This window comes from Chloroflexota bacterium (assembly GCA_026708035.1).
Lineage (GTDB): Bacteria > Chloroflexota > UBA11872 > UBA11872 > UBA11872 > JAJECS01.
The window spans coordinates 42,007-67,168 of the sequence record JAPOVQ010000001.1; the positions used below are offsets into that span (position 1 = coordinate 42,007).

General features: G+C 67.7%; 27 protein-coding genes and 1 pseudogene. 12 read left to right on the top strand and 16 right to left on the bottom strand.

The annotated features are described in order from the left end of the window. Positions 1–5: 5 nt before the first annotated feature. The 6 genes and pseudogenes from OXG33_00160 to OXG33_00185 all read right to left on the bottom strand — a co-directional run bounded on the left by OXG33_00160 (position 6) and on the right by OXG33_00185 (position 8,080). Positions 6–1,172 carry a carboxylate-amine ligase gene (locus tag OXG33_00160; protein MCY4112342.1) on the bottom strand — a complete coding sequence of 389 codons (1,167 nt, stop codon included), beginning with the start codon at positions 1,170–1,172 and terminating at the stop codon, positions 6–8. Positions 1,173–1,591: 419 nt separating this feature from the next. Next, the gene (locus tag OXG33_00165) at positions 1,592–2,362 is read right to left on the bottom strand and encodes a glycosyltransferase family 2 protein (GenBank protein MCY4112343.1); all 771 of its coding nucleotides are present in this window, start codon (positions 2,360–2,362) and stop codon (positions 1,592–1,594) included. Between the two features lie 167 nt (positions 2,363–2,529). Continuing rightward, entirely contained in the window at positions 2,530–3,867 is a 1,338-nt protein-coding gene (locus OXG33_00170; protein ID MCY4112344.1) for a lactate racemase domain-containing protein, read from the bottom strand. Then, positions 3,864–5,669, bottom strand: a complete 1,806-nt coding sequence (locus OXG33_00175; protein MCY4112345.1) for a M3 family oligoendopeptidase — start codon at positions 5,667–5,669, stop codon at positions 3,864–3,866. Before OXG33_00175 ends, OXG33_00170 begins: the two co-directional genes overlap by 4 nt. Positions 5,670–5,722: 53 nt before the next feature. Next, complete coding sequence (locus tag OXG33_00180) at positions 5,723–7,453, bottom strand: proline--tRNA ligase (GenBank protein MCY4112346.1); 1,731 nt, start codon at positions 7,451–7,453, stop codon at positions 5,723–5,725. Between the two features lie 147 nt (positions 7,454–7,600). Continuing rightward, positions 7,601–8,080: pseudogene (locus OXG33_00185) on the bottom strand (serine O-acetyltransferase). A gap of 469 nt (positions 8,081–8,549) precedes the next feature. Between OXG33_00185 and OXG33_00190 the strand changes: the two are divergent. Continuing rightward, entirely contained in the window at positions 8,550–9,293 is a 744-nt protein-coding gene (locus tag OXG33_00190; protein MCY4112347.1) for a hypothetical protein, read from the top strand. 25 nt (positions 9,294–9,318) lie between these two features. On the opposite strand, the gene OXG33_00195 is transcribed toward OXG33_00190, so the two are convergent. Further along, positions 9,319–9,525 (bottom strand): hypothetical protein, encoded by a 207-nt coding sequence (locus OXG33_00195; protein ID MCY4112348.1) that lies wholly within the window; start codon positions 9,523–9,525, stop codon positions 9,319–9,321. 279 nt (positions 9,526–9,804) lie between these two features. Between OXG33_00195 and OXG33_00200 the strand changes: the two genes are divergently transcribed. Next, the gene (locus OXG33_00200) at positions 9,805–11,070 is read left to right on the top strand and encodes a LysM peptidoglycan-binding domain-containing protein (GenBank protein MCY4112349.1); all 1,266 of its coding nucleotides are present in this window, start codon (positions 9,805–9,807) and stop codon (positions 11,068–11,070) included. A 92-nt stretch (positions 11,071–11,162) separates the two neighbouring features. Here the strand turns inward: OXG33_00200 and OXG33_00205 are convergent, their stop codons facing one another. Together OXG33_00205 and OXG33_00210 are read right to left on the bottom strand one after the other, a co-directional pair. Next, positions 11,163–12,179, bottom strand: coding sequence for an acetylxylan esterase (locus OXG33_00205; protein ID MCY4112350.1), 1,017 nt, complete (start codon positions 12,177–12,179; stop codon positions 11,163–11,165). Further along, positions 12,176–12,958 (bottom strand): sugar phosphate isomerase/epimerase, encoded by a 783-nt coding sequence (locus OXG33_00210; GenBank protein ID MCY4112351.1) that lies wholly within the window; start codon positions 12,956–12,958, stop codon positions 12,176–12,178. Before OXG33_00210 ends, OXG33_00205 begins: the two co-directional genes overlap by 4 nt. A 92-nt stretch (positions 12,959–13,050) precedes the next feature. Between OXG33_00210 and OXG33_00215 the strand changes: the two genes are divergently transcribed. Next, positions 13,051–13,752: a hypothetical protein gene (locus OXG33_00215; protein MCY4112352.1), complete on the top strand. Its 702-nt coding sequence runs from the start codon at positions 13,051–13,053 to the stop codon at positions 13,750–13,752. A gap of 43 nt (positions 13,753–13,795) precedes the next feature. On the opposite strand, the gene OXG33_00220 is transcribed toward OXG33_00215, so the two are convergent. Beyond that, positions 13,796–14,338: a PspC domain-containing protein gene (locus OXG33_00220; protein ID MCY4112353.1), complete on the bottom strand. Its 543-nt coding sequence runs from the start codon at positions 14,336–14,338 to the stop codon at positions 13,796–13,798. A 57-nt stretch (positions 14,339–14,395) separates the two neighbouring features. On the opposite strand from OXG33_00220, the gene OXG33_00225 reads away from it, so the two are divergent. Continuing rightward, positions 14,396–15,172, top strand: a complete 777-nt coding sequence (locus OXG33_00225; GenBank protein MCY4112354.1) for a pseudouridine synthase — start codon at positions 14,396–14,398, stop codon at positions 15,170–15,172. Between the two features lie 28 nt (positions 15,173–15,200). Here the strand turns inward: OXG33_00225 and OXG33_00230 are convergent, their stop codons facing one another. Both OXG33_00230 and OXG33_00235 read right to left on the bottom strand, forming a co-directional pair. Beyond that, complete coding sequence (locus OXG33_00230; GenBank protein ID MCY4112355.1) at positions 15,201–15,752, bottom strand: DcrB-related protein; 552 nt, start codon at positions 15,750–15,752, stop codon at positions 15,201–15,203. Between the two features lie 54 nt (positions 15,753–15,806). Continuing rightward, positions 15,807–16,226 carry a hypothetical protein gene (locus OXG33_00235; protein MCY4112356.1) on the bottom strand — a complete coding sequence of 140 codons (420 nt, stop codon included), beginning with the start codon at positions 16,224–16,226 and terminating at the stop codon, positions 15,807–15,809. Between the two features lie 206 nt (positions 16,227–16,432). Here OXG33_00235 and OXG33_00240 point away from each other — a divergent pair, with 206 nt between their 5' ends. From OXG33_00240 to OXG33_00260, 5 genes are all read left to right on the top strand, one after another. Next, on the top strand, positions 16,433–17,230 hold the full coding sequence (locus OXG33_00240) for a TerC family protein (GenBank protein ID MCY4112357.1): 798 nt from the start codon (positions 16,433–16,435) through the stop codon (positions 17,228–17,230). Between the two features lie 36 nt (positions 17,231–17,266). Continuing rightward, complete coding sequence (locus tag OXG33_00245; protein MCY4112358.1) at positions 17,267–17,650, top strand: VOC family protein; 384 nt, start codon at positions 17,267–17,269, stop codon at positions 17,648–17,650. Beyond that, complete coding sequence (locus OXG33_00250) at positions 17,647–18,507, top strand: MBL fold metallo-hydrolase (GenBank protein MCY4112359.1); 861 nt, start codon at positions 17,647–17,649, stop codon at positions 18,505–18,507. Before OXG33_00245 ends, OXG33_00250 begins: the two co-directional genes overlap by 4 nt. 84 nt (positions 18,508–18,591) lie before the next feature. Next, a complete protein-coding gene (locus OXG33_00255) occupies positions 18,592–19,344 on the top strand; it encodes a sugar phosphate isomerase/epimerase (GenBank protein ID MCY4112360.1) in 753 nt (250 codons plus the stop codon). A 230-nt stretch (positions 19,345–19,574) separates the two neighbouring features. Further along, positions 19,575–19,865: a DUF503 domain-containing protein gene (locus tag OXG33_00260; protein MCY4112361.1), complete on the top strand. Its 291-nt coding sequence runs from the start codon at positions 19,575–19,577 to the stop codon at positions 19,863–19,865. Positions 19,866–20,439: 574 nt separating this feature from the next. On the opposite strand, the gene OXG33_00265 is transcribed toward OXG33_00260, so the two are convergent. The 3 genes from OXG33_00265 to OXG33_00275 form a co-directional block, all read right to left on the bottom strand. Next, positions 20,440–20,757: a transcriptional regulator gene (locus OXG33_00265; GenBank protein MCY4112362.1), complete on the bottom strand. Its 318-nt coding sequence runs from the start codon at positions 20,755–20,757 to the stop codon at positions 20,440–20,442. A gap of 3 nt (positions 20,758–20,760) precedes the next feature. After that, entirely contained in the window at positions 20,761–21,087 is a 327-nt protein-coding gene (locus OXG33_00270; protein ID MCY4112363.1) for a type II toxin-antitoxin system RelE/ParE family toxin, read from the bottom strand. Positions 21,088–21,191: 104 nt separating this feature from the next. Next, entirely contained in the window at positions 21,192–21,782 is a 591-nt protein-coding gene (locus OXG33_00275) for a DUF4126 domain-containing protein (GenBank protein MCY4112364.1), read from the bottom strand. 641 nt (positions 21,783–22,423) lie between these two features. Here OXG33_00275 and OXG33_00280 point away from each other — a divergent pair. Further along, positions 22,424–22,789, top strand: a complete 366-nt coding sequence (locus OXG33_00280) for a glyoxalase (GenBank protein ID MCY4112365.1) — start codon at positions 22,424–22,426, stop codon at positions 22,787–22,789. A 7-nt stretch (positions 22,790–22,796) separates the two neighbouring features. On the opposite strand, the gene OXG33_00285 is transcribed toward OXG33_00280, so the two are convergent. After that, complete coding sequence (locus OXG33_00285; GenBank protein MCY4112366.1) at positions 22,797–23,126, bottom strand: TfoX/Sxy family protein; 330 nt, start codon at positions 23,124–23,126, stop codon at positions 22,797–22,799. Between the two features lie 296 nt (positions 23,127–23,422). Here OXG33_00285 and OXG33_00290 point away from each other — a divergent pair, with 296 nt between their 5' ends. Beyond that, the gene (locus OXG33_00290) at positions 23,423–23,722 is read left to right on the top strand and encodes a GYD domain-containing protein (protein ID MCY4112367.1); all 300 of its coding nucleotides are present in this window, start codon (positions 23,423–23,425) and stop codon (positions 23,720–23,722) included. 230 nt (positions 23,723–23,952) lie between these two features. After that, positions 23,953–25,140: a M20/M25/M40 family metallo-hydrolase gene (locus tag OXG33_00295; GenBank protein ID MCY4112368.1), complete on the top strand. Its 1,188-nt coding sequence runs from the start codon at positions 23,953–23,955 to the stop codon at positions 25,138–25,140. Positions 25,141–25,162: the final 22 nt, after the last annotated feature.

Here is a 25,162-nt window from a genome sequence, read left to right on the forward strand (position 1 = left end):
TCAGATCACGCGCCCACGCTCGCGCGAGTTTCGGTGAGCACCAGATCGACGACGCGGCGCAGCGCTTCCTCGCGCGTATCCCCTTCCAGCCGCCGGAGTCGATACAGATCGAGTTGCCGGTCGGCGCCGGTCCCTTCGCGGATGATGGTGGGCGCGTGGCGCAACTCTGCCTCGCAGCCGAGCGCGCGGGCGTCGTCGGCCAGGTCCTCGACCAGCTCGTCCGTCAAGTCGCTGATGTCCTTCCGCCCGCCGCCGCGCTCGTCCCCAAAGAAGGCGAGAACGCCGTAGCGCTGGGCCAGCCAGCGATTCTCGGCAATGATTTCGGTCGGCGGCTCCGGCGGCAGCGCGCCGTCCCGGTGCTGGCGAAGCAAGCGTCGGACGAGCGACGCGTAGATGGCCACAATGCACATGGCGTCGTCGATGCGCGTGCAGACATCGCAGATGCGCATCTCGATCGTCGGATGGGCATGGGAAGGGCGAATATCCCACCACAGCTCGCTGCCGTCGGCGATGAACTCCATGCGCTGGTAGTCGGCCACCAGCCGGTCATAGTCGGCGCGCGACCACAGGGGCCCGGGCAGGCTGGTCCGCGGCAGGTTGCCCGCCAGATTCAAACGGTAGGACTTGAAGCCGGTGTCGTGGCCTCCGTTGAACGGCGAGTTGGTTGAGAGCGCGTGGAGCAGCGGCAGGTAGCGCCGCATGGCGGTCATCACCCGAATGCGCTCATCCGGGTCGCCGAATCCCGCGTGGATGTGCATGCCGCCGATCAGAAACCGGCGAACGCTCTCCTGATACGTCGTGGCGAAGCGTTCATAGCGTTCGCGCGGGGTGGTGGCCTGCGCCCGCCATGCCGCGAAGGGATGGGTCGAGGCCGCCATCACCGCAGCCCCATAGGTCTCAGCCGCTTGGGTGACGATGCGGCGGGTCTCCAGCAGCGCGGCGCGAATCTCGGCCACCGATGCGCAAACCCGGGAGATCGCCTCGATCTGGGTGCGCAGCAGCTCGCGTGAAACCTCGTGCGGCCCACTGCCCGCCGCAGCAGTTTCGAAAATGCGAACGTCAGGGTCGGCAAGCAGGTCGCGCGACGCGGGATCGACGAGAAAGAACTCCTCCTCGATTCCAAGTGTGATCGCCAGGCCGTCTTGGGCCTCGCTGCCCGTCTGCGACTGCATCGTTTACCCGGTCCTTCCGTCGCTGGCACTGACGCCAGCATAGCCAGCAGCTTCAGAACTACCGCGTGGCGACGGCGGCGGTCAGAACGTCGCGGGTCCTTGCAGAATCCCGGCGGACGAAGGATGGCCGTGCGAATCCCGTGCGCTCCCAGGCTGAGTGACCGGTGGCTCCCCGCATTCAGAGACCGTTGCAACAGTGGCCGACATGCCAGGCCCAAGTGTCCGATCGCCCTCACCCAACCCTCTTCCATCAAGGCAGAGGGGACCGGACCTGCTCTCTACTCTGCACGGAAGAGATCACGCAAGGGTCTCCCTTCGCGGGAATGACAAGGGAGGCACGGGCGTCGCGGCAGGGATCCCCATCCCAGCCTTCCCCTCGCGGGGAAACGAGCCGGAGCCGGACCGGAGCGCTCGCCGAACTACTCGGGATTGAACCGGCGCAGGCGGCTCGCCACCATCAGCGTCTCGACGAACATTGTGGCGACGGTTGTCGGTCGGATCGTGCTGGGATACCGGTCACGCACGATCACGGGCGCCTCGACGATGGTGCGGAACCCAAGCCGAATTGCCAGCGCCAACGCCTCGATGTCAAAGGCAAAGCCGGACGTGCGCACGTGAGGAAACACCCGCTCGACGACCGGCGCCGCATAGATCTTCAGCCCGACCTGCGTGTCGCGCACGGCCAGACCGAAGAGCAAGCGCGTAAGTTGCCGGTATCCCCAGCTATAGACGCGACGCGCCAGCGGATACTCGACCACGGACTGGGCGTGCAGCTTCGATCCGACCACGATGTCCGCCCCCGACTCCACGTGGAGCCGATAGGCCTCCACGAGGCAGTGCGGGGGAATGTCTCCGCCACCGTCGAGAAAGGCCCGCGAGCGCCCGGCAACCGCCAGCAGCCCGCGTCGCACGGCCTCGCCCTTGCCCGCGTTCCGCTCATGCACCGCGACGCGCAACCGATCGTGCTCGGTTTTCGCGAGCGCGTCCGACGTGCCGTCCTCATCGCCATCGACAACGACCAGCACCTCGTAGTCGCAGCCAAGGCCGTCCAGCGCCCGAAGAACTTCGCCGACCTGGTGGCCGATGACGTCGGACTGACGATAGGTCGGTATGACGACCGAGAGGTCGGGGAGCTCTTCGATTGGCGTGTCAACCTGCTCGAACGGTTCGAGGGGTGCGTCGGCCGTCATCACCACTCCTGGCTCGGCCGGGGCATCCAGTTCAGCGCTGGAGGGTTCTCAACCATATCGCTTGCCCAGAGCCCGAATGCCGACTCCGATTCGACGGATGATACGCAACGGCCTCCGCAGTGCTGGGGCATGACCGTCGATTTCCCGCCCATGGCCGATCCCGGCCGCTACGGCCCTGTCTGGCCGTTGGGTGACCGATAGCGCCACAGGATGCCGCCGGCGTTGTGCATGACGAGCCGGTCGTCGTCGATGACGTCGGCCGGGGCCGCTTCGATCTCGCGTGCCACCTGATCCGGGTCCTCATAGCCCACGTCGAGGGCGCGGCACTCATCCGGCGGAATGGCGGTGGCCAGGCGGACGTCAATGCGCGGCGTTTCACGCCCGTCGATCATGGGCGCGTCACCTTTGATCAAGACTCCCAGGGTGAGCGACAAGGGGCTGACGCCATGAGGCTGCCAGGCCTCGGGATGGGCCAGCAGGTATGGCCACCCGTGGAGTCCGACCCGGCTTATGGCGGGGCCGTGGTTGGCGGATATCTCCCGCACGCCGGGGGCGTACAGGACAAGCTCGCCGCCGTCGGCCACCGTGTCGTCGCCCCGAAATACGCCCTTGGCGCCGGTCCAAAGCTCGGGATACATCCACGTGCCGTCGGGCATGCGCGGCGTGGCGGCCACCGCGCGCGAAACACGGCGAGTGGTGTAACGGATGTTGACGTCGGCACTCAACGCCGCCGCCGCGCGGGTGACCTCGCGCCACCCGTCGGGCTGCACGAATACGCCGCGCGTGGACCCCGAGGCGTCGTCGACCACCAGGGCAATGGTGGTGAGGGGAACCGGAACTTTGCTGGTCATGTCGTCGATCAGCTCACGCACGGGGTTGTCGAGCACGCCCTGAATGGCCCGCGCGCCGCGCAGGCTGCCGATGGTGTGGAGGAGATTGATCATCTCGGGACCCGAGACGCCGGGAAAGATCTGCTTGGCGCCTCCCGCGAATCCCGCGCCCTCGTGCGGCTGGACGCGCGTGATCAGGATCACGCGGTCATAGTCGAGCAGCCGGCGGTTGATCCGCACCGGCATGTCGCGGTCGAACCCCAGCCCGGGCGCGAGGTCCCCGTAGACGCCGAATCGCGCCTGCTGCTCGGCCAGCGGCACGGAACCGATTTCGACCAGGGCGTCGGGGCGCGCCCATTCGTGGTCGTGGATGGGGACTGAGGGATAGGCGTCGGCGCCGAAGACCCACCGCCGCTTGGCGGCTTCGGGCATCGACGCGTGGGTGCCCTGCGCGATCATGACGTCCACCGAGGCGGCGCGCCCCTGGAGCGCCTGCCAGACAGCCTTGAACGTCTGGCTAACCGGAACCTTGCGAGTGTCGTCGGGCGCCAGCACCAGCACGCGGGACGCATCGAGCGGGAGCTCGGACAGCGCATCGGCGATCACGGCCGCGGCGTCTGGGGCCGTGACGGCGGGCGACGCCTCGGCCTGGAGCACCTGGGATCGGACGTTCATGCGTCTCGGGAGGCCAGCGCCTCGGCCTGAGCCACCATGTCGCCCAATATTGCCACTCCACCGGACCAGAAGCCTGGGTCGTTGAGATCGATGCCCATTGGGCGGACCAGTGCCTCGGGCGAGACCGAGCCACCGCGGCTCAGCATCTCGGTATATGCCGGCGCGAAGGCGTCGCCCCGCGCGTCATAGACCTGGAGCAGCGCCAGGACGAGCAGCTCGCCGAACGCGTAGGCGTAGACGTAGAACGGCGAGTGCACGAAGTGCGGGATATAGCTCCACCAGGTGCGATAGTCGTCGGTGAGAGTCACGGCGTCGCCGTGCATCGGCGCGTTGGCCGCGATCCACAGCTCGCTCAGGCGCTCCGCCGGCAACTCTCCCTCGGCGCGGCGGGCTGCGTGGGCGGACTCCTCGAAGCGGTGCATGACGATCTGCCGGAACACGGTGGCGAAGCTGTCCTCGATCTTGCTCGCCAGCAACGACAGGCGCGCCTGGTCGGACGGCTGGGCCTCCAGCAGACGGCGAAATACCAGCATTTCCCCGAACACCGAGGCAGTCTCCGCGGTGGTCAAGGGCGTGTGCGCTTGCAGGTAGCCCACCCCGCGCGACAAGAACTGGTGTGCGGCATGACCCAATTCGTGGGCGACGGTCATGACGTCACGGATGCGGTCGGTGTAGTTGCAGAGCACGTAGGGGTGGGTCTGGGTGGTCGATCCGGCGCTGAACGCTCCGCCGCGTTTGCCGAGGCGCAGCTCCGCGTCGATCCAGCGCTCCTCGAACGCCCGCGACGCGATGCCGCCGAGCGTTTCCGAGAAGGCCGCATAGCTATCGACCACGATCTCGCGGCAGCGGTCCCACGAGTACACGGTGTCATCGGCCTTGATCGGCGCGTAGCGGTCATAGTCGAACAGCTCATCCAGGCCGAGCAGGCGCCGCTTGAGGCGGTAGTACCGCTGCACGATGCCGAACCCAGCCTCGCAGGCGGCCACCAGCGCCTCAACGGCGGCCGGCTCGATCTCGTTGGCCAGGTTGCGGGCCGCGATGGGCGTCGGGTAGTGCCGCAGCCGGTCGTCGATGGCGTGATCCTGCAGGCAGACGTTGAAGAGGTAGGTGAGCGAATGCTGATGGGCCGCGAGCGCGGCGGTGAGGCCGGCCGCGGCGCTGCGGCGGGTGTCGCGGTTGGGGTTGTACAGCTGGGCCAGGGTTTCGGCTTCGGTCAGGGTGCGCCGCTCCCCGTCGAGTTCTACCTCGCAGGTGATTCGGCTGGTGATTTCGTCGAACAGGCGCGACCACGAGCGCGCGCCGGTGTTGGCCTTCTCATCCATCACCTGCTCTTCGCCTTCGGCCAGCCGATGCGGCTTGGTGCGGCGCTCGCGCTCCAGCAGATAGGCGAATTCGGCCAGCCGCGGGTCCGCCATCAACTCGGCGGCGCGGTCGTCATCGAGGTGCACCCATTCCAAGTCGAAGAAGATGAGGTGCTTCCGAATCTCGGTGCTGCGCGCCTGGGTGCTGTTGAGCAGTCGCCCGGCAGCCGGGTCGTCACTGTGGGCGGCGTGCCGCAGATGCGCGAAGATCACCGGCGCGTCCATGAGTTCGTAGATGTCTTCAAGCTCCTGGAGGGCCTCGCGAAGGCCGGACGCGGATAACTCCCCGAGCCGCCCCCGATAGCGCGTGCCGAAGTCCTGAGCGCGGGAGTCGGCGGCGTCCTGGTCGCGCTCAATGCAAGGATCGTCGAGCCCGCCATAGAGCGCGGACAGATCCCAAACGACGCCGTCGGCGGAACTGGATGGCGCGGCGGTCGTCACGGGCCCATCAACCGGTCGTGCGAATTGGCCATAGCTGCTGTCGCCTCCCGAGGCTATCCGAGCGGGGCATCCGGGCTAAGTGCGGCCAGCAGCGCATCGCGCTCCGCCACGACCCTGGCGACCGCCTCCGCGGATGCCGCCTGCTCTCGCTCATCCCGGTGCCGGAGCTTGATCTCGACGGCGTCGGCCCGCACCGTGCGGCGGCTGACCGTGCATCGAATGGGGATCCCCAGGAGGTCGGCATCGTTGAATTTGACCCCCGCGCTCTCGTCACGGTCGTCCACCAGCACCGTGAGGCCGGCCGCTTCGAGATCGTGGGCGAGACGCTCCGCGGCCTCCTGCATCTCGGCCTGTCCCAGCTGCACCACGTGCACGTCATAGGGCGCCACGCTGGCGGGCCAGATGATCCCGTCTTCGTCGTGATGCAGCTCCACGACGGCCGCAGCCAGTCGCGTGATCCCGATGCCATATGAGCCCATCACAATGGGCTGTGGCGATCCGCCTTCGGAAAGGTACATGGCGTCGAGCTTGTCGCTGTAGTAGGCGCCGAACTTGAAGGTATTGCCAATTTCGATGCCCGTGCGGAGCTCGAGGGCCGCGCCGCACTTGGGGCAAGGATCTCCGGCAGCGACGTCGGCGATATCCGCGACGATATCCGCGGCGAAGTCGCGCGGGAAGTTTACGTTCAACAGATGCACGCCGGGCATATTGGCCCCGGCGACCAAGTTGGCCGCGGACTCCACCGAGCGATCCACGACGACCAGGACCTGCTCGAGCCCCACCGGCGATGCGTAGCCCGGCACGAGGCCGGCGGCGGTCAATTCTTGGTCGGCCGCGAGACGAATGTCGGGCGCGCCCAGGGCCCGGCGCAGCTTGGCCTCGTTGACGTCCAGATCGCCGCGAATGGCCACAAACGCAATCTGCTCGCCCGTCCAATAGAACACGGCTTTGAGCGTGCGGCGGGTCGGGATGCCCAGATAGCCCGCCACGGCGGCGATGGTTTCCTGCCCGGGGGTCTCGACCTTCTCCATGGGGAGCGGCTCGGCGTCGTCGAGCTCGGGCGGCTGCGTGGTCGCCACTTCCTGGTTGGCCCCGTAGTCGCAGGTGGGGCACACCACGATCGTGTCTTCGCCCGCGGAGGTCAGAGCGTGAAACTCGTCCGCGTCCGAACCGCCCATCGCGCCGGCGTCGGACTCGACGACCAGCGGTTCGATCCCACAGCGGCGGAACGCGCGCACGTAGGCCGTGACGAACTGCCGGTAGGTCGCGTCCAGGCTCTCCGGCGACGGGTCGAAGGTGTAGGCGTCCTTCATGGTGAACTCGCGGGTCCGCAGCAGGCCGCCACGCGGACGAGGCTCGTCGCGGAACTTCGTTTGAAAGTGGTACACGCTGACAGGGAGCTGGCGGTAGGAGCCCACGACTCGCGCGGCGAGGTCGAGGGCGATCTCCTCATGGGTGAGGGCCAGCACCATGTTGCGTTCGGCGCGATCCTTGAATCGCACCAGCTCGGGTCCGAGCGAGGCGAAGCGGCCGGTGCGTTCCCAAAGCGTCGACGGATGCACCACGGGCATCAGGAGCTCTTGGCAGCCGACGGCGTCCATTTCTTCGCGAACGACCTGCTCGATTCGTCGCAAGGTGCGCCAGCCCAACGGCAGATAGCTGAAAATTCCCGCGCCGAGCGGACGTATGAAGGCGCCGCGCACCATGAGTCGGTGGGACGCGATGGTGGCGTCGGCGGGGTCTTCACGCAGGGTGCGACCGAAGAGCGCGGACAAACGTTGCACGGACGGCCTCACGGCGACCACAAGCCGCCGGTCAGTGTATCGGCCAGCTCAGATCACGTAGTCGGGCGGGTCGCGCCGCTCGCCAAGCTGGCGGATCGGTTGCCGTCGAACCGGCTCGCCGCGACGCTCCACGTAGCTAGCGCGAGGCCCGACGACCGTGGAGCCGGGGGGCACGTCTTCGGTGACGATCGCCAATGCGCCAATGCGGCTGCCGGCGCCGATGGTGACCGGGCCAAGGATGCTGGCCCCGACGCCGATGGTCACGCCGTCCTCGACGATCGGGTGCCGCCGCTTGCCGCCGACGCCATCGTCACGCCACCACCCGGTGGCGCCCAAGGTCACCTGGTGGTACAGCATGACGTCGTCACCCACGCGCGCGGTCTCTCCGATCACCACGCCTGAGCCGTGGTCGATAAAGAAGCGGCGACCAATGACCGCGCCCGGATGAATCTCGATGCCGCCGGTGGCAAGTCGCGCGAACTGACTGACGGCGCGGGGCAGCACGGGAACGCCGCGCACATAGAGCCAATGGGCGATCCGATGGAAGAAGAGCGCGTGCACGCTGGGATAGAGCAACACCTCGAGCACGTTCTTGGCGGCTGGATCCTTGTCGAGCACGACGCGCATCCACTCCGGCCCACGGCGTTTCCCTGCCGCGGCTTCCGGCATTTCGGACGCGCCGCCATTCCTTGGGTCGATTCTCCAATCCCCCTCAAACGTGCGAGGAGCGCCCATCCCGAAGGACGGGCGCTCCCGTGATTCCACCTTCCTGCGCTGCGGCCTCGCGGCACGCAACCTCAGCGGGTGCCAAGGCACCCAAGCCCGCTACCGGAGGCCAACCGGCTCGGCCTACCCACGCCGTTGCTTCGGCCGAGCGGCTCACGAGGGCAATTCGCCGTCCGACGCGCACCGGCCTCGCACCGCCGCCGGCTCGCTGTCCGCGTGAAGGACGGCTACTGGTCTCGCTCAGCGCCGCACACTTACTTGTTCCCCGTACTTACGCCGCGAAGGCGCGGCTGTCAACCGCGAGGCCGCCAAACTCCGCGAATGGGCTGCGTAGAATGCTCGACATGGGCAGCTTGGCGCCGACGCAGCTATGACGGCCAACGACCCGAGCGGGCGAGCCCCGGCCCCCCACTCGGCCTCCGGCGACGCGGAGCCGCCGAATGCCCCCGGATCGATTGAACGGCTTGCCGACATAGATGCCGGCGCGCCCGAGGCGTCGGGCTCGACGGCTGCTTCACGAGACCTCGATCGTCCGCTGACCCTGGCGGAGACTTGGAGCGATTTCTCGCGGTGGCTGCGCCGCACGCGTTGGCAACGGCCCATTGCCGCCGTGGCGCTCGTCATCGCGAGCGCCCTGGCGTGGGCCGTGATCTCCGCACTCGTGCCCTGGCCGGAGGGAATCCCAGGGACCGTGCAGCGCGTGCTGGCCATGGACATCGGCTGGGCGCCGCTGCCGACTCCGGACGACCCGCGGCTCGCCGCCGATCTGAGCCTCATGACCGCAGCCTGGGTGGGCGCGCCGTTGATCTTGAGCGCGTTCTGGTTCGCGGCGGCCTATCACCTGGATCGCGAGAGTCGCCGGGCGTTCGGCGTCAGCCGCATTCCCGGCGTGCGGCATTCCACCGGCTACACGGCAATGGCCGTGCTGCTCGTGTTTCCGTTGATGGTGCTCGGCCTCGCCAGCGGCGCCTGGGGCGTGTTCATGCTCGGAACTTGGGCTTTCGCATTCGGAGCCTGGGGACCTGCCGGATTCCTGGTGGGGCTGCTGGCGATCTTCGGGCTGGTGGTGCGGCTGGCCAATGCAGCGCTTGACCGCCGGGCGGGGGTGTCATAGCCGGGCGGAGGTTCGGTGCGGCTTGCTACCCCTCGATGGTCGGTCCGAGGACTAGGCGATCGCTTTCGGGATCTTCGACGAGCAAGAACTCAACCGTGGTATCGCGCGTCACCATGAGCCGAAGCCGGTCTCTGACGCGCTCGCACCCCACGGCCTCTTCGGGCGTGACATCGACGCGACGACATGCATCGGCATATAGGTCGCTGAGTGATACCCGACGTCGTGTGGCCAAAAGCTCGCTCCCCCCTGCAAGGTGTTTGGACGCGCGCCTGGCGCCCGTCCCCTATTCTGCCCAACCATACGCCGCGGAGGCGGCCCACTCACAACGTTGGGTCGCGGGACCATGCACATCGCCGGGCCAAGCTGCTACAGTATCGCGCGGCTCCGGGCACGTGTAGAATGTCGGCAGCGTTCAGCCGACGTCAGACGTACGTGCCCACCGGGCGTGCGGGGTCGCTGGACGCGGGGGGGCGCTGGGATAGCATTCGCTTGCCCATGAATGGGGGCCTCCTTGAACAGCTTGCGTAGATATCGGCTGTTCCTCACGTTGCTTGTTGGACCGGCGCTTGTCATCGCCATCATCGTGGTTCTGATCATCACCTTGTTCGGCGGCGACGGCGAGACGGATTCCACGGCCGAAACCACTACGCCAGCCGTCACTGCCTCGCCAGGAACCGGTGGCGGCGTGCCGCCCGCAAGGACCTCCCCGCCAACGCTGCAGGTGCGGCCCACCCAGACTCCGGTCATCGTGGACACGCCGACGCCGACGGTGCCGGCCGAGCCAACCGCGACGCCAACACCCACCGCGACGCCGACGCCCACCGGCCCCATCGAGCACACGGTCCAGGCCGATGAAACGCTGTCGGGCATTGCCGATGCTTATGGCGTTGCCTTGGACGACATCGTGGCCTTCAACGGCTTTGCCAACGCGGAAGTGATCATCTTTGTCGGACAGATCATCGAGATTCCGACGGATCCGAGCCAGCTCGCCGAGCGGCTCGATGCGATTCCCGTCGCGTTGACGGGAGTCGTGATTCCGAGCGATGGCCTGAATGTTCGCGACCAGCCCAACACCGCCACCAGCACGGTGCAGTACGTCGCGCGCGCCGGATCGCAGCTCAACCTGACGGGCGTCTTCGAGGACATTGACGGCATCCGCTGGCACGAGGTCGAGGACGGCAACTGGGTGCAGAGCCAATACCTGGAGCTGGGCGCCACGGCAGCCCCCCTCCCGGACGCGCCTGCCACCGGCACAGGTACCGGCACGGGCGCGGCGCTGACGGGGGTGGTGATACCCGACGACGGGCTGAACGTTCGCAACGAGCCCAACACCACTACCAGCACCGTGCAGTACGTCGCGGGGGGCGGGACGCAACTCAACTTGACGGGCGAGGTTCAGGAGATCAACGGCATCCGCTGGCATCAGGTGGATGACGGCAACTGGGTGCAGGGCCAGTACCTTGAATTGGGAGGGACGGCTGCTCCCGCCCCGGCGACCACACCGGCGCCGGCGGGGACCGCCGCCCCCACGCCAACCGCCGCCGCGACGGCGGCTGCCACCGAGCCGCCGAGCGATGAGGAGCTCACCGCCGTGGTCGTGCCTGAAGGCGGACTGAACGTGCGCCCGGAACCGAGTGCCACCGCCACTCCCGCGAATGTCGCACCGGCCGGATCACGGTTGCAACTGACCGGCGAGAACACGGTCGTCGACGGCGTGACGTGGTGGGAGCTCGAGGACGGGAACTGGGTCCAAGGCCAGTTTCTACGCTTCGGCTAGCCCCTCGAGCACCGACGGCACGCAGGGCGTCGCGCTGACGTCAGGCTTCGCCTAGCGTCCGACGCCGCAACACGGGTCCCGTGCGCGGTAGCTCACCGCGCGCGCAACCATCGATCCATGAATTCGAGGGGGGCCTCGGGCAGGAATTCGTGGCCCCCGTCGAACTCGTCGCGGGCGAGGCGTTCACTCGCACCGGCTGCCGCGTAGATGTCCGCAAGATGGGCGTGGGCCTGCCGCGACGCCTCGATGGCAAAGCCGCGATCGGACCGTCCCGCCTGAATGAGCAGCGGCCTCGGGGCGATGCAGCCGTGGATATCGGGCACGTCGGCCACGGCATAGATGCCGGGGAGAAACTGGGAGCCGCAGAAATTTCCGGCGTCGAGGGCATAGGAGCGGAATGTCGTGAGGTAGCCGCTCACCACCACGGCCGCCGGGCGGTCGTCGAGCGCCGCCAGATACATCGCGCGGGTGCCGCCGAATGACAGACCGGCAACGCCGATGCGGCTGGCGTCCACCTCGGGCCGGGCCTGGAGGACATCCAGCGCGCGCTGGTCGTCCCAAAGGGCGAGCGCCATCATGTTGCGCCCGAAGAGGGCCAGCTTGAGAAAGTTGATGTTGCAGCCGTCGCGACCGCCGTAGCGGCGGAATCCTTGGGCACGCTCGCCGAAGCCCGGCGCGTCGGGGGCCAGCACCACGTAGCCGCGCTGCGCGAAGCGCTTGGCATTGGCATGGTAGATGCCCGGCGTGACGAGGTCGCCCTTGCCCCCGCCGTGGCCGTGCAAGGCGAGGATTGCCGGCGCCGGATGGTCGGCATCGACGCCGTCGGGCACGAGCAGAAGGGCCGGCAGGTCAACATCGGATGCGGTGCGGAAGACGAGCCGGGTCTGCGCGTAGCCGCTGCCGAGCGTGCGTTCCAGCTCCACGGGCTCGGGATCGACCGGGGTCGGCAAGGGGCCGCGCAGGGCCGCGATGGCGTCCCGCAGGCTGCGGCGCCATGTCGCGAAGTCAATGCCGGGTCGGAAGGCGTGGCTGGGCCGGTGCGCGGCATCCAGCCGCGCGACCTGGTCGTCAAACGCGAATTCCCAGGTCCGCGGCGCCGGCGCACTCAACGGCGGAAGTGGGTGCGAAGGTAGGCCAGCGCCTGCGGCGCCTGGCGGCTGTAGCAGTCAAACCGCTTGCCGTTGTCTTCAATGCTGACGCGGCCGGAGTAGTTCACAGCGGTGAGCGCCCGAAGAAACTCCGGCAGGCCGGCGTCGGTGGACTGCGGCGGGGAACCGGGAAGCGGCGGGACCGGCACATGGACGTGACGCAGTCGATCGCGCGACTCGGCCAGGTTGGTCAGCGGCTCATGCTCGCGCGCCATGTGCCACCAGTCGGCCAACGCCGCCACGCGCGAGCTTCCGGATTGGCGGGCCACGACCGCCGCCTCGAGGACGGTGTTGATGTTGTCGCAGACCTCGCGCCAGAGCGGCTCGATGACGATGTCCAGGTCGTAGGGCGCGGCGGCGTTCGCGGCGAGCGCCAGGAACTCGAGGATTTCACCCGGCACGAGGTGCCGGTCGTAGCCGGACGGCGTGGTGCGCGCCGGTCCGCTGCCAAAGATCACCGAGCGGGCTCCCAACTCGGCCATGCGTCCCATGGCGGTGTCCACGTAGGCGCGCAGCGCCGCGAGGTCGCGCTTGGGCCCGACCACCGGGTGGTGCGCCGGCACGAACACATTGAAAGCCTCGGCCGGCAATCCGGCATCCTGGATTCGTCGACGGATCGGCGCGTAGACCGTCTCGTCGTCGTCGGGAACCAGGTCCACCACGCGAGGCTCGACGTAGGCGAAGCCCGCATCTCGCGCCGCGTCCAGCACGTCAAGCGACGCGCAGCATCCAATCCGCATGCCACCACCGCCTCACGCCGCCGCGGACGTTTCCGGTTCGCAAACGCTAGAGTGCCACGAGCCCCACGGCCCTTGCCGCCCGGAGTTTCCGCATGGCGTCGAATCCCGCGTCCGACGCGTCGGAGGACGCCGAGCAGCTCGCGGTGACCCGTCCCGATGGGACACCGACTGGTGAGGTCAAGTCGCGCGCCGCCATACACGCGGACGGCGACTGGCACCGCACGCGCACCGTGTGGGCGCTGCTGCCCGCGGCGGGCGACGCGGGGCCAATGATGGTGCTGCAACGGCGCGGGCCGTTCAAGGCATCCTGGCCGAACCGTCTCGACGCGAGCTCGGCCGGTCACTTGCGGGTTGGCGATCCCGACCCATGGCGCGAGGCCGAGGAGGAGCTCGGTCGGCGACCGGCGGCGGGCGAGGTGCTGTCGCTGGGCGAGCGGCAGAGCGGGGCACGGCTCCCAAACGGACAGATTGACCTCGAGGTCCAAGAGCTATGGCTCTGGCGCTGCCCCTACGACCTGCTCGAGCTTCGCCCGCCCTATCCCGAGGTGGCGGCGCTGCTGGCCGTCGACTCGGACGCCCTGCGGCGACTCGCCGGCGGCGAGGCACGGCGCATTCCGGCGCTGGTTCGGCGACCCGGCGCGTCCCGAGTGGAGACCGGATACGCCGCCGCGCACCAGCTGATTCCGGGCGAAGAGCACTACATCGAGCAGGTGGCCGAGATTACGCTGCGCCTCTTGGCGGGCCAAGACTGGTCGCCGCTGGCGGTGGATCCGGAGACGGAGTTCGAGGTGTAACGGAGCCGCCGTGGATCCCGCAGGCGTTCGCCAAGGCGCGTGGTCAGCGGCGCCTGATGATGAGGAATGCGCCGAAGGCGATCAGGATCACCGGCCACAGCCGCCACGCATCGAACTGCGCGAGAAGCCCCAGCGAATCCAGCAGCGCGAGCACGCCGATGACGACCAATGCGAGCCCGACGAATGCCGCACCGCCCATGGAGCTGCTCCGACTGCCCGACGGCCGTTCGGGCGCATAGGGCTGATACGTTTGCGCGGCGCCGGGAGCCGCGGTCTCGGATGCCTGCCGGGTCGCGCCTTCCCCACCCGCGGGCTCGTCGCCCGGCCCTGGTCCGTCGCCGGCTGGGGCGGGTTCGTCATCCGCGCCAACCGCACCGGGTTCGCTTCCCGGCGCGGGAACAGAGCCCGTGGGCACGACGACCACCATGACGAAATAGATGATGATGGCGACCCCGCCGGTGAATATCGCCAGGAGCACCCAGAGCAGGCGCATGAGCGTGGGGTCGACGTCGAAGTAGTCCGCCATGCCACCCGAGAGTCCCGTGAGCAGGCGATCCTGCTCGCTGCGATACAGGCGACGCTGCATAACGAGGTCCTCCGCGCGCGTATGCTCCGCAGGTCACTCTAAATCCGGAGACGGCGTTTGTCATCGCGCACCAGCCACACGCCAGCGTCCGACGCCGATCGCGACGGACGACAAGACAGCCGCGGCTTGCGGTTGCAAGTGTTTCTCGCGCGAGCGGGGCGCGGGTCGCGGCGAACGATGGAGCAGGCGATCCGCGGCGGGCGGGTGGCTGTTGACGGCCAAACCGTGACGACGCTCGGAGTTCGGGTTGATCCTGAGACGCAGGAGATTCGGTTGGACGGGAAGCTCGTCCAACCGAAGCGACAACCGGGGATAGTCATCGCGCTGCACAAGCCGCCGCGAGTTCTCACCACCACCCACGATCCGCACGGCCGCCCGACGGTGCTGCATTTGCTGCCCTCGGCGCTGCGGCGCGAGCGTCTCTATCCGGTCGGTCGGCTCGACTTCGCCTCCGAGGGCCTGGTGCTGTTGACCAACGACGGCGACCTGGCGTTTCAGCTCATGCACCCGCGCTTCGGCCACGAGCGCGAATACGTGGTGACGGTCCGCGGACCCGAACCGCCCGGCCTTGCCCAGCGGCTCACCGAGGGCGTCGATATCGGCGACCGGCGGCCGGCCCGCGCCCTACGTGCCCGTCGCGTGAGCCAGGGCTGGCAGCTGGTGCTAGTCGAGGGCCGCAAGCGCCAGGTGCGGCGAATGTTCGAGGCGGTGGGGATGCGCGTCACCCGGCTGCAGCGCGTGCGCATCGGCTCGGTGGTGCTTGGAGACTTGGCGCCTGGCGCGGCGCGGGAACTCGGCGCTGCCGAAATCGCCACTCTACGACTGCAAAACTAGCCAGCTATGCTCAGCGCTCATCGGCGCTCTAGTCTATTACGAAACTACCCAGGGCAGCATCGAAGAGGTCGTCATAGCTCTCCCAAGTTGATCGCAGTGCCGTCGCTGTGATCACGAACATACTGTCATCGTTAGAGACGAACATCTGTAGGTTTTGCAGATCGTATTCGACTTGGCGGAATGTTGACATCAAGAAATGGGCAGAGCGTCCATTGACTGACGACGCATATTCGTTTATCACCTCGTATTCATTTAGCACCAAGGGAAGCTGCTGTTTTGATATATCAACATAACTTTTCAGAGTGATTCCGGGGGCGTGTTCTTCAAGGATATTAATGTTGGCTTGGAAGGTCAGATCTTCCACATCCGGACTTCTAAAGTAGACAATTCCAGATACCTTGCCGACCTCCCAACCATATGGCGGCTGTATCTTGTATCCCTCTCCTAAATAATATTCATCAAGCTCTTGATTCCCAGGCGTAGCGTCAAGCTTCCGACTCTCAGGCGTGGAACCGCAGGCAAAGGCAACCAGGAGTACAAGAATGCTTGCCGCCCTCGCGAACAGGCCGCTAATCTTCACGATGTCCAGCCTCGTCTTCGATTGCCGCGGCTTGGCCGACCCGGATCAGCACAGCTAGCCACTCTCTGCGGGGCGCACGTTGGAGCGCCTCCGCTGGACGAGGACGGTGACGCCCAGCACGAGCCAGGCCGGGAGCGAGAGGACCAGCGGGTAGAGCACGATGCCAACCGGTCCGAACAGCCCGCCGATCACCGCGCCATAGACCGTCAGCGGCGCCAGCACGACGCCGCACACGTAGGCCAAGGCTCGCACCCTCCGATGCAAGGAGATTACGGCCAGCGTTAGCGGGAACGCGGCAATCCAGGCGAACAACACCATGAGCGCGATCGTCGCGACCGCGCCCGGAATCCCGCCCACTTCATCACCCGGCGAGAGACTGGCGAAGCGGATGGCCGTCACGACCAGGATGGCCAGCGGAAGCCAGAGCGGAAAAATCAGCAGCCAAAGTCTGGGTCGAACCGGTGACCAGCGCATGTGCTCGCCAGCGTGCCACGCCTGGGGATCATTCTATCGCCCGCTTCGCGTAGCTCGGCCGCGGGGTTTTTTGCGTAAGCGTCGGCGCCCGGCGCGGGGCAGCCCGGCAGGGTATGCGTCGGCACATGCGCTCCGGCATGTAGGCTAGGCCGCCGAGACATCCGCCGTGCATTCGCGGCGGCGAGGGTGCAGGGCGAGGAGTCCGCGTGGAGACGCAGACGGAGTACGTAGCCGCTCTGGGACAGATCATTCTGTTCGACCTGATCCTCAGCGGCGACAACGCCGTGGTGATCGGGGTGGTGGCCAGCCGGCTGCGGGGACGGCAGCGGCGACTGGCCATTCTGTTCGGCGCGGGCGGTGCCGTGGTATTGCGGATCGCGTTCGCGTCCATCGCGACGCTGCTGCTGCAGTTGCCGATTATCTCGCTGGTCGGCGGGTTGGCACTGTTCTGGGTCGGCTGGCGCCTGCTCGCTCCTCACGGCGACGATGAGCACCACGAAGCGGCCGCGACCTTCTGGCAGGCGCTGCGGCTGATCATCCTGGCGGACGTGGTGATGAGTCTGGACAACGTGCTGACCATCGCCGGCGCAGCCCACGGGGACATCTCGCTGCTGGTGATCGGGCTGGCGCTCTCTATTCCGCTGCTGTTCGTGGGCGCGGGTCTGATCGCGTTCGCCACCGAGCGGCTGCCGCTGATCATCTACGTGGGAAGCGCGCTGATCTTCCGCATCGCGCTGGTTCTGATTCTCGAGGACTCGGCCTGGCATGGGGGGATCGATGTGGACTCGACCGGGCAACAGATCGTCCTGACCTGGGATGAGGCCATGCATGGTCACTTGGCGCCCAATGCGGTGCTCGAACATGTGGCTCCGTGGCTGGTCGCGCTGGCCGGTCCGGCGCTCTATGTGCTCCTGGCGCGGTGGCGGCGACGGCCCGTGATGCCGCTTTGGGCCCGCTCGTCAGGGAAGACCGAGCCGCCGGACGCACCAACGCACGAGGCGTGAGACTATGAACCGGCGCTGCGTGAGGAGATCTTAATGATGGCTCAACTGCTGCACACGCGCATCCGCGTCAGCGACCTTGAACGTTCGATTCGCTTCTACGAGGAATTCCTAGGTTTTCGAGTCATCAGTCGGACGGACCGATCGCCCTCCGGCAATCACATCGTGCACCTGGAGTTGCCGGGCAATGCGCATACGATTGAGTTCACATGGTCCGAGGACTATGAACTCAATGTCCCCGAAGACCTGATGCACTTCGCCATCGGCGTGCCCGACCTGATCGCGTTTTGCGACGACCTGGAGCGCCGTGGGATCGAGATTTGGCCCGACGGCTGGCGAGAGAAGTTTCCGCTCGGACGAAAAATGGCATTCATCGACGATCCGGACGGGTACGAGATCGAGTTGCTGGAGCGCGCGGAATGAGCGACGCGGGGATGACGACGATTCCGCTGGAGGACGAGTTCGGCGACGTCATGGGCAAGGCGCGCCGCGGGCTCGGCCTAGAACCGGTGGAACTCGCCCGGCGTGCGGATCTGGACGAGGCCACCGTGCAGAGCATGGAGGACTACGAGCGCCAGCCGACGCGCGCCGAAAGCGACCGTCTGGCAGCCGCGCTGGAACTTCACGGGCCGAGTCTCTGGGACGTCGCCACGGAGGCGTGGCGACCGCAGGCGCAGTCGGCCACGCTGGCCGGCGGCCTGCAGGTGCGCATGATTCCGCACCCGCCCATGCGCGTGACGATGTACATCGTCGGCGACCCGGCGACCGGCGATGCGCTGGTAGTCGATCCCGGCGCGCTGCCGGAGACGGTGCTGGAAACGGTGAGCGAGGCCGGCTGGCGCGTGACGGCCTACCTGATCACGCATGGCGATGCCGACCACATCGACGCGTTGGCCGCGGTCTACGCCCAGGCGCCTGCCCCGGTGTGGGTGCACGAGGGCGCACAGTCACTCGTCCACGGCGTCAACGACTCGGACCTGAACGTCGTGACCGGCGACGGGCCGTTCACGGTGGGGCCCTTTGCGCTCGAAGCGCTGGAAACGCCCGGTCACGCCCCCGGCCACACGGCCTACGCACTGCGCGACGGGGTGCTGGTGGGCGACACGGTCTTTGCCGGATCGATTGGCGGCACGCGCACGGGCAATCTCGGGTATGCCGGACAGCTGGCGGCCATCCGCGCCAAGCTGATGACCCGCGACGACGAGACGAAGTTTTTTCCCGGACACGGTCCGCCGACAACCGTGGGCGAGGAGAAGCTCCACAACCCATTCTTGGCCTGAGGACCGGCCTGTAGGCCAATCTGGGCGGATGCGCGACAATAGGGTGGTAGCCTGCCGCTCCGGCGCGCCTCGCAACGGGAATCGATGTTCGTCTACGACATTTCCACCCGACTCGCGTGCTCGACGCTCTTGTTCCGCGCGCAGTCGCTGGATCGCGCGTTGGACGGGGTGAAGGCGGCGGGCATCGATCACGTCGATCTATGGGCGGCGCCGACGGTGCTGGACCACGTGGACCCGGCGGCGGAAAGCGCGGCGGATGTCCAAGCGAGCCTCGAAGCGCGCGGGCTGCGCGCGTCGTCAGTGACGGCCATTGCCACATCCGGCGACGACATGCTGCAGCGCATCGGCTTTGCCGCGGAACTGGGCGCGCGCGTGGTCATCGCCACGGCGCCGCCGCGCGACTACGACCGGCGCGAGGCCGCCGACGACGTCCGCGCCTACGGGCGCACGGCGCAAGAGGCGGGCGTCACCCTCTGCCTGGCGCACCAGGCGGAGACCTGGATGGACACGGCCGAAGAGGTGGCGTCGTTCCTGGACGACGTGGGCCATCCCCGCGTGCAGCTGAGCCTCGATCCGGCGCAGGCCGCGCGCGACGGGCTGACGTTCGAGGCGCTGGCCGACGCCGCCGGCGCCCGCATCGGCCACGTACACCTCGCCGGCGCCGATCCCGACAACTCGGACGCCCTCGGCGCCATGCTCGACCAGCTCGAGGAGCGCAACTACTACGGCATGTTCACCTTCAGCTGGGACGGCACGGCCGACCTTCCGCCCGAGCAGGTGGAGGCCGGCGTGCGCGAGGCGCGGGCGCACGTGCTGGAGGTCTCGAAGGCCGGGTAGCGCCGAGCGCCTCATCGCATCCTTCCCGCATCCAAGTCCGTCACTCCCGCGGAGGGAGACGTTTGCGTAATCCCTGCCGCGGAGATTGGAGAGCGGGTCCGGTCCCCTCTCGCTTGATGGGAGAAGGTGAGGGTGATCGGTGGCTGGGCGTGGTTCGACAGAGCCTGCCGAAGGGCTCGCCACGAACGAAGCTGGACTTCCCGCGGTGACCGGCCACCTACACTGCCGACGTGCACGTGGGAACCCTGGAGCTGGTGCTGCGCATCCACGGCGCGGACTCCCTCAAGGATCGGCGCCGCGTGGTGCGGGCGCTCACGGCCCGGCTGCGCAACAAGTTCAACGCGGCGGTGGCCGACCTGGAGCACGACCCGGCGCCGCACACGGCCCGCGTGGGCGTGGCCTGCGTGTCCAACGACAGCCGCTACGTGGACGGCCAGCTCACCGCCATCGTGAACTTCGTCGAGGCCCTGCACCTGCCGCTGGAAGTGGTGAGCGACGCCCGCGAGATCGTGCGGCTCTAGCCGGAGCCGATCCCAAGTCGGGCGCCGGCTCGGCCCCCTCTCCCTCGATGGGAGAGGGTTGGGGTGAGGGTGATCCGAGGCTTGGACGTGGGACTTTGCGGTCCATGCAAGGATCGACACCAGGGGAGAAGGGACCGGACGCGTCCGCCCCGCATACCCCGCGCTCCAATCCACGATCTCCGCTCACCCGTAGCCATTTCCCCACGCGCCACGGTCGATGCTCCGCTACACTGCGCGCCGAATAGCGGCGAAGGGGGGTGGAGTTGCAGCGGTGGCCGTAGTTGCTCACCCGGGAAACCGAGGGAGCGTAGGAGGCATGCCGTTGGCAGTCGAAGCCATTCTTGGTCTAGTAGCCTTTCTAGGCCTCTTCCTGATGTGGGCCGTAGTTCCGGCCCAAATCCGAAAGCGATAGCCGAACCGGGCACTTCCCCGTAGAAGCAGGCGCCGCACTGACGCGCGTTGGGCAAAGCTTGCCCAAGCCAGCTCGATGGCACAGAGCCTGGTGGTCGCCCCGCGACTCCACGCCCCCGCCGCATTCAAAGCCCCGGACGACAAGCCCGGCGCCGTTTGTGCGTCAGCGCTCGGCCGTTACGTGCAGCCGGACGCCTTCGTGTCGCTGGATCTGGTTGATGACCTCGAAGAGGTTGCGGGCCTGCGGGTTGCCGGAGGGACCGAACATGCGCATCAGGCTCTTGGATGATTTGCCGGTGAGACGGCCCAATTCATCGAACCCGACCGTAGCGTTGATGTAGTCGCGCAGCAGAGCCTTGCCAACATCCACCTCACCGTTCAGCAGCGCCCCGATTCCTTCGTTCAACAGCCCTTCCCGGAATTCCGGATCGCGCCGCGCGCGGGCCATCACCGTTTCTCTGAAGTCGCGCGTGAGCGGCATTCCCTAGCTCTCCTCGCGCTTGCGCCGTAGGTAGTCCGCCCAACGATGCCGGGCGGCCGCAATATCCGCCGACTGGCGCCGCTTGGTTCCTCCGCCGAGCAGAATGATCACGGTGTCGCCATCTCGTCCGAAGTAGATCCGGTAGCCGGGTCCTGAGTGCATGCGGTACTCCAGCACTCCGCCGCCGACAGCTTTGATGCCTGACAGATACCCGGCCCCAATGCGCTCAACGACCAGTCGCACCCTGGCCGCGACCCGACCGTCGAGTCGATTGAACCAGTCGGCAAACGGGCTGCGGCCCCTGTGATCGATGTACTCGTGGACCTCGATCTCGAGCAGTTAGTAACACATATGGCACCATCAGGCAAGTGCATGGTTTTTCCCCCGCCTACGCGTCCGCGCGAGTCAAGGGGGCGTTACGAGAATCAGGGCGTCTAATCGCCGCTGGTCTCCGCGTCCGGTTCATCCGGGGCATTTGCAGCAGCCTCCACGGCGCCCCATCGGCGGTCGGCGAGGAGGGCGCCGGCGAGGGCCAGGACGGCGATGACGGCGCCGATGGGGGCGGTGAGGAGGACGACGGCGGCGACGATGCCGCTGGTGAGGTCGGCGTAGGCGCCGAGGACGAGGCGACCGAAGCCGAGCATGCGCCATTGCAGGCGGCGGCGCAGGTGGAGGCGCAGGCCGTGGATGGCGGCAGCGGCCACGGCGCCGAGCACGAGCCCGCCGATGATCGCGGCCGGGTGGTCCGGCATGACCGCGGCGCCGGCCAAGCCGCCGGCCACGGGCCGGAGCACCCAGCCCACGCGGTCCATGAGGCCGCCGCTGCCGGGGAACTTGTCGGCGAAGAGGTCGATTGGCAGGAGCAGGAGGGCAATCAGGAACACGGCGCTGGTGCCGACGAACTCGAATGCGGGGTTGGGTGTGACGAAGTCGGAGCGCCAGGCGAAGAGCGCGGTGAGCGCCACGGTGACGTAAGGGTTGAGGCCGGCGGCGACGCCGAGGACGGGCGCTTGGAGGAACTCCACCTAGGGGGTCCTACTGCCGATGCGGCGTCGGGTGCCGCCGGTGGTGCGGCCAGCGCGGTGCCTGTTGACCCTCTCCCTAGCCCTCTCCCTCGGTGGGGAGAGGGGACCGGACCGCGGATGCGGGGTCGTTGTGGCGTGGAGCCGGTCGGCGGGGATGAACTCCCGCCTCCGCGGGGATGACGGAGGTCGGGTCGTGCGGCCAGCGCGGTGCCTGTTGACCCTCTCCCTAGCCCTCTCCCTTCCAGGGAGAGGGGACCGGACGGGCGCGGGGCAGGCCCTTTGCGGGAATGACGGAGGGGTGGGTCCGAGACTCGCCCGACGCCTGGCAATTGGCGCGCCTCCAGATTCGACCGGACTGGATTCCGGCCCCGTATCGAGTACGGGGCAGGCTCTCCGCCAGAATGACGAAGGGGGTGGGCACGATGTACGACTACGCAAGGGTCGCCTCATGCCGATTCCGTAGGTTTACCTGCTGAATGGGTCAGCCTACCGATTTACGGTCCGCATGGTGCGCGTCGATCGGACGCGTCGGCGCGCCTCGACGGTGTAGGGTTGGCGCCGCCGCGGGGCCGCGCAGGCATGCAAAGCGGCCAGGCAGACCGCAGCGACTTCGACCGCGAGTAGACAGAAGGAGCAGTGAGATGGCGAACAGCGTGGTGCATTGGGAAATCAACGCCAAAGACGGACCGGCGATGCAGAAGTTCTACGGCGATCTCTTTGACTGGGAGGTCACGGCCGACAACCCCATGGGCTACGGGGTGGTGAGCGCGCCGAGCGATGGTCCGGGCATCGGCGGCGGGATCATGGGCATGGGGGACGTTGAGCCGCCCACCCGGGTGACGTTCTACGTGGGCGTGGACGACGTGACCGAATACCTGGAAAAGGCCGCGAGCATGGGCGGCAGCGTGGTGATGCCGGAGATGGAAGTGATGGAGGACGTGGTGATTGGGATCTTCGCCGACCCCGAGGGTCACGTGATCGGCCTGGTCAAGAACATCCCGATGTAGCCCGGCGCTATTTCGGCGGCAGCGAGCGGGCGAACGACGCGCCCAACTCCAGCCAGCTGGCCAGGTCGGCGTCGTCCGCCGTTCCCTCGGGCGTGACAAGCACCCAGCCGTTCATGGGCCGCCCACTCAGGTCGAAGATGCGCGCATGGGGACGCGCCAGCGCCGCGTCGAACCGATCAGGCCCCGCGCGCACCATCAGCTCGTCGCCCGAGACGCCGACGGCCATATTGCCGTCCAGCATGAAGGCGACGCCGCCGAACATGCGCCGCTCGGTGAGCCCGCCTTCGTCCGCCAGGGCCTCGCGCAAACGCTGCGCCAGTCCTTCGTCGTAGGCCATGGGTCCTCGTCCTCTGCTTTCAACTCTGCGTCATTTTGCACGCGGCGCGCGCCGCACGCGGTGAGACCGCGTGGTTGCTGTCCTCGAGTGCGGCCCAGGCATGCGGGGCGGCCCCTCACCCCAACCCTCTCCCCATGGAGAGGGAGCCGGACCCGATTCTCACCAGAGGAGCGAAGGCCAGGCTCTGCCGGAGGATTGTGAGAGCACCGGACGACGCCAAACGCGACCCGGTGCCTGGCCGCATGGGACGGGTGCGATACTTCACTGGCTAAACGCATCGTTTGCCAGGAGATCCCATGGCCACGTTTATCGCTCTGCTCACCCTGCCCAACGAGTCCGCCGAGGAGGGCTCCCTCGCCCACAAATTGGAAGAAGGAGCGCCCGAGACGCGCCAGGTCCTGGAGGCGCACGGCGGGAAGCTGCTTTCCATCTACTTGACCATGGGGCAGTTCGACGGCGTGGCGGTCATGGAGTTCCCCAACACCGTGGCCTGCGCGCAGGCGATGATGGCGTTCCGAGAGCGGTTCGGCGGCGGCACGCAGACGATGGAGGCGTTCCCCGAGGACCAGTGGGCGGAGCTGGCCGCGGGAATTTGAGGCGTCCGCCACGCGGATGCCGACGACACCGCGCTCGGCATTGCCGGTTGTTGGCCATTCTGAATCCTCCGGCAGGCGCCGGGTGAAGCCAATTTTCACCGGCACCCTCACCCCAGCCCTCTCCCATCGAGGGAGAGGGGGGCGGAACGCAGCCAGGACGCACCGACGCCGAGCGGCGTGACCCGCTGCCCGGTTGCGCATGGCACGGCGCGCGGGCCTATCATGCGGCCATGCGCGGAGAGTCGGCACCGACTGAACGGGACGCGATCGAGCTTCTGACGGACTTGGTCAGCACGCCGAGCGTGTCGCCCGAGATTCCCGGAGGCACCGGCGAGGCGGCCATGGCGGCCAAGGTCGCGGCCTATGCCGAAGCGTGCGGCGCGGACGTGATCTTCCAGGAGGCGCTGCCTGGCCGCTCGAACGTGGTGGGGACGCTCGAAGGGGACGCCGGGGCACCGGTCCTGATGCTGGAAGCGCACATGGACACGGTGGCCCTGGGCGCCATGACGCGCGGGCATGAGCCGTGGCTGGATGACGCCGGCCTGCTGCACGGTCGCGGCGCCTGCGACACCAAGGGCTCGCTGGCGGCCATGTTGCTCACGCTGCGCCGCGTATCGCGTGAATCGGTGCGACCGTGCACGCTGGTGCTAGCGGCGACAGTGGACGAAGAGACGGGAAGCACCGGGGCCGACACGCTGGCGGCCTCGGCGGTGACCGCGGACGGCGCGATCGTGGGCGAACCGACGAGCCTGGAGATCGTGCGCGCGCATCGCGGCGGACGTTTCTGGAAGATCACCACTGCCGGCAAGTCGGCCCACAGCTCGCGTCCAGACCTGGGCGTCAACGCCATCTACCACATGTCAGACCTCATCCAGGTGCTGCGCGAGGAGTTCACGCGGCGTTTGGCCGGGCGCTGGCATCCGTTGTGCGAAGACTCCACATTTTCCGCGGGAACAATCCGCGCAGGCACGTCGTTCAACGTCGTGCCGGACCACTGCGAGCTGGTCTTCGACCGGCGCTTCCTGCCGGACGAGCCGCTGGAGGCCGTGGACGCCGAGCTTGACGAGGTGCTCGACATCGCGCGCCAAAGATTTCCCGGTTTGCAGGTAGAGGCCGAGCCGGAAGTCGTGGCGGGCTCCCTGGATACACCGGAAGACGCCGGCGTGGTGCAGTCGCTCATGGCGGCGTGCGAGGGAGTGACCGGACGGGCAGTCATTACGGGGGCGCCCTACGGCTCGGACGCGGCGTCGCTGGCGGCAGTCGGGATTCCAAGCGTGCTATGCGGGCCGGGCGACATTGCCGTGGCGCACAGCGAGGACGAGTGGGTGCCGGTCGCGGAGGTGGTGCAGGCGTCCGAGGTGTACTACTGCGCCTGGCGCCATTTCGCCGACATCCAGGCGAACGGACCCGCGAGCTAAGGGCGCACAGGCAGCGCGGCGT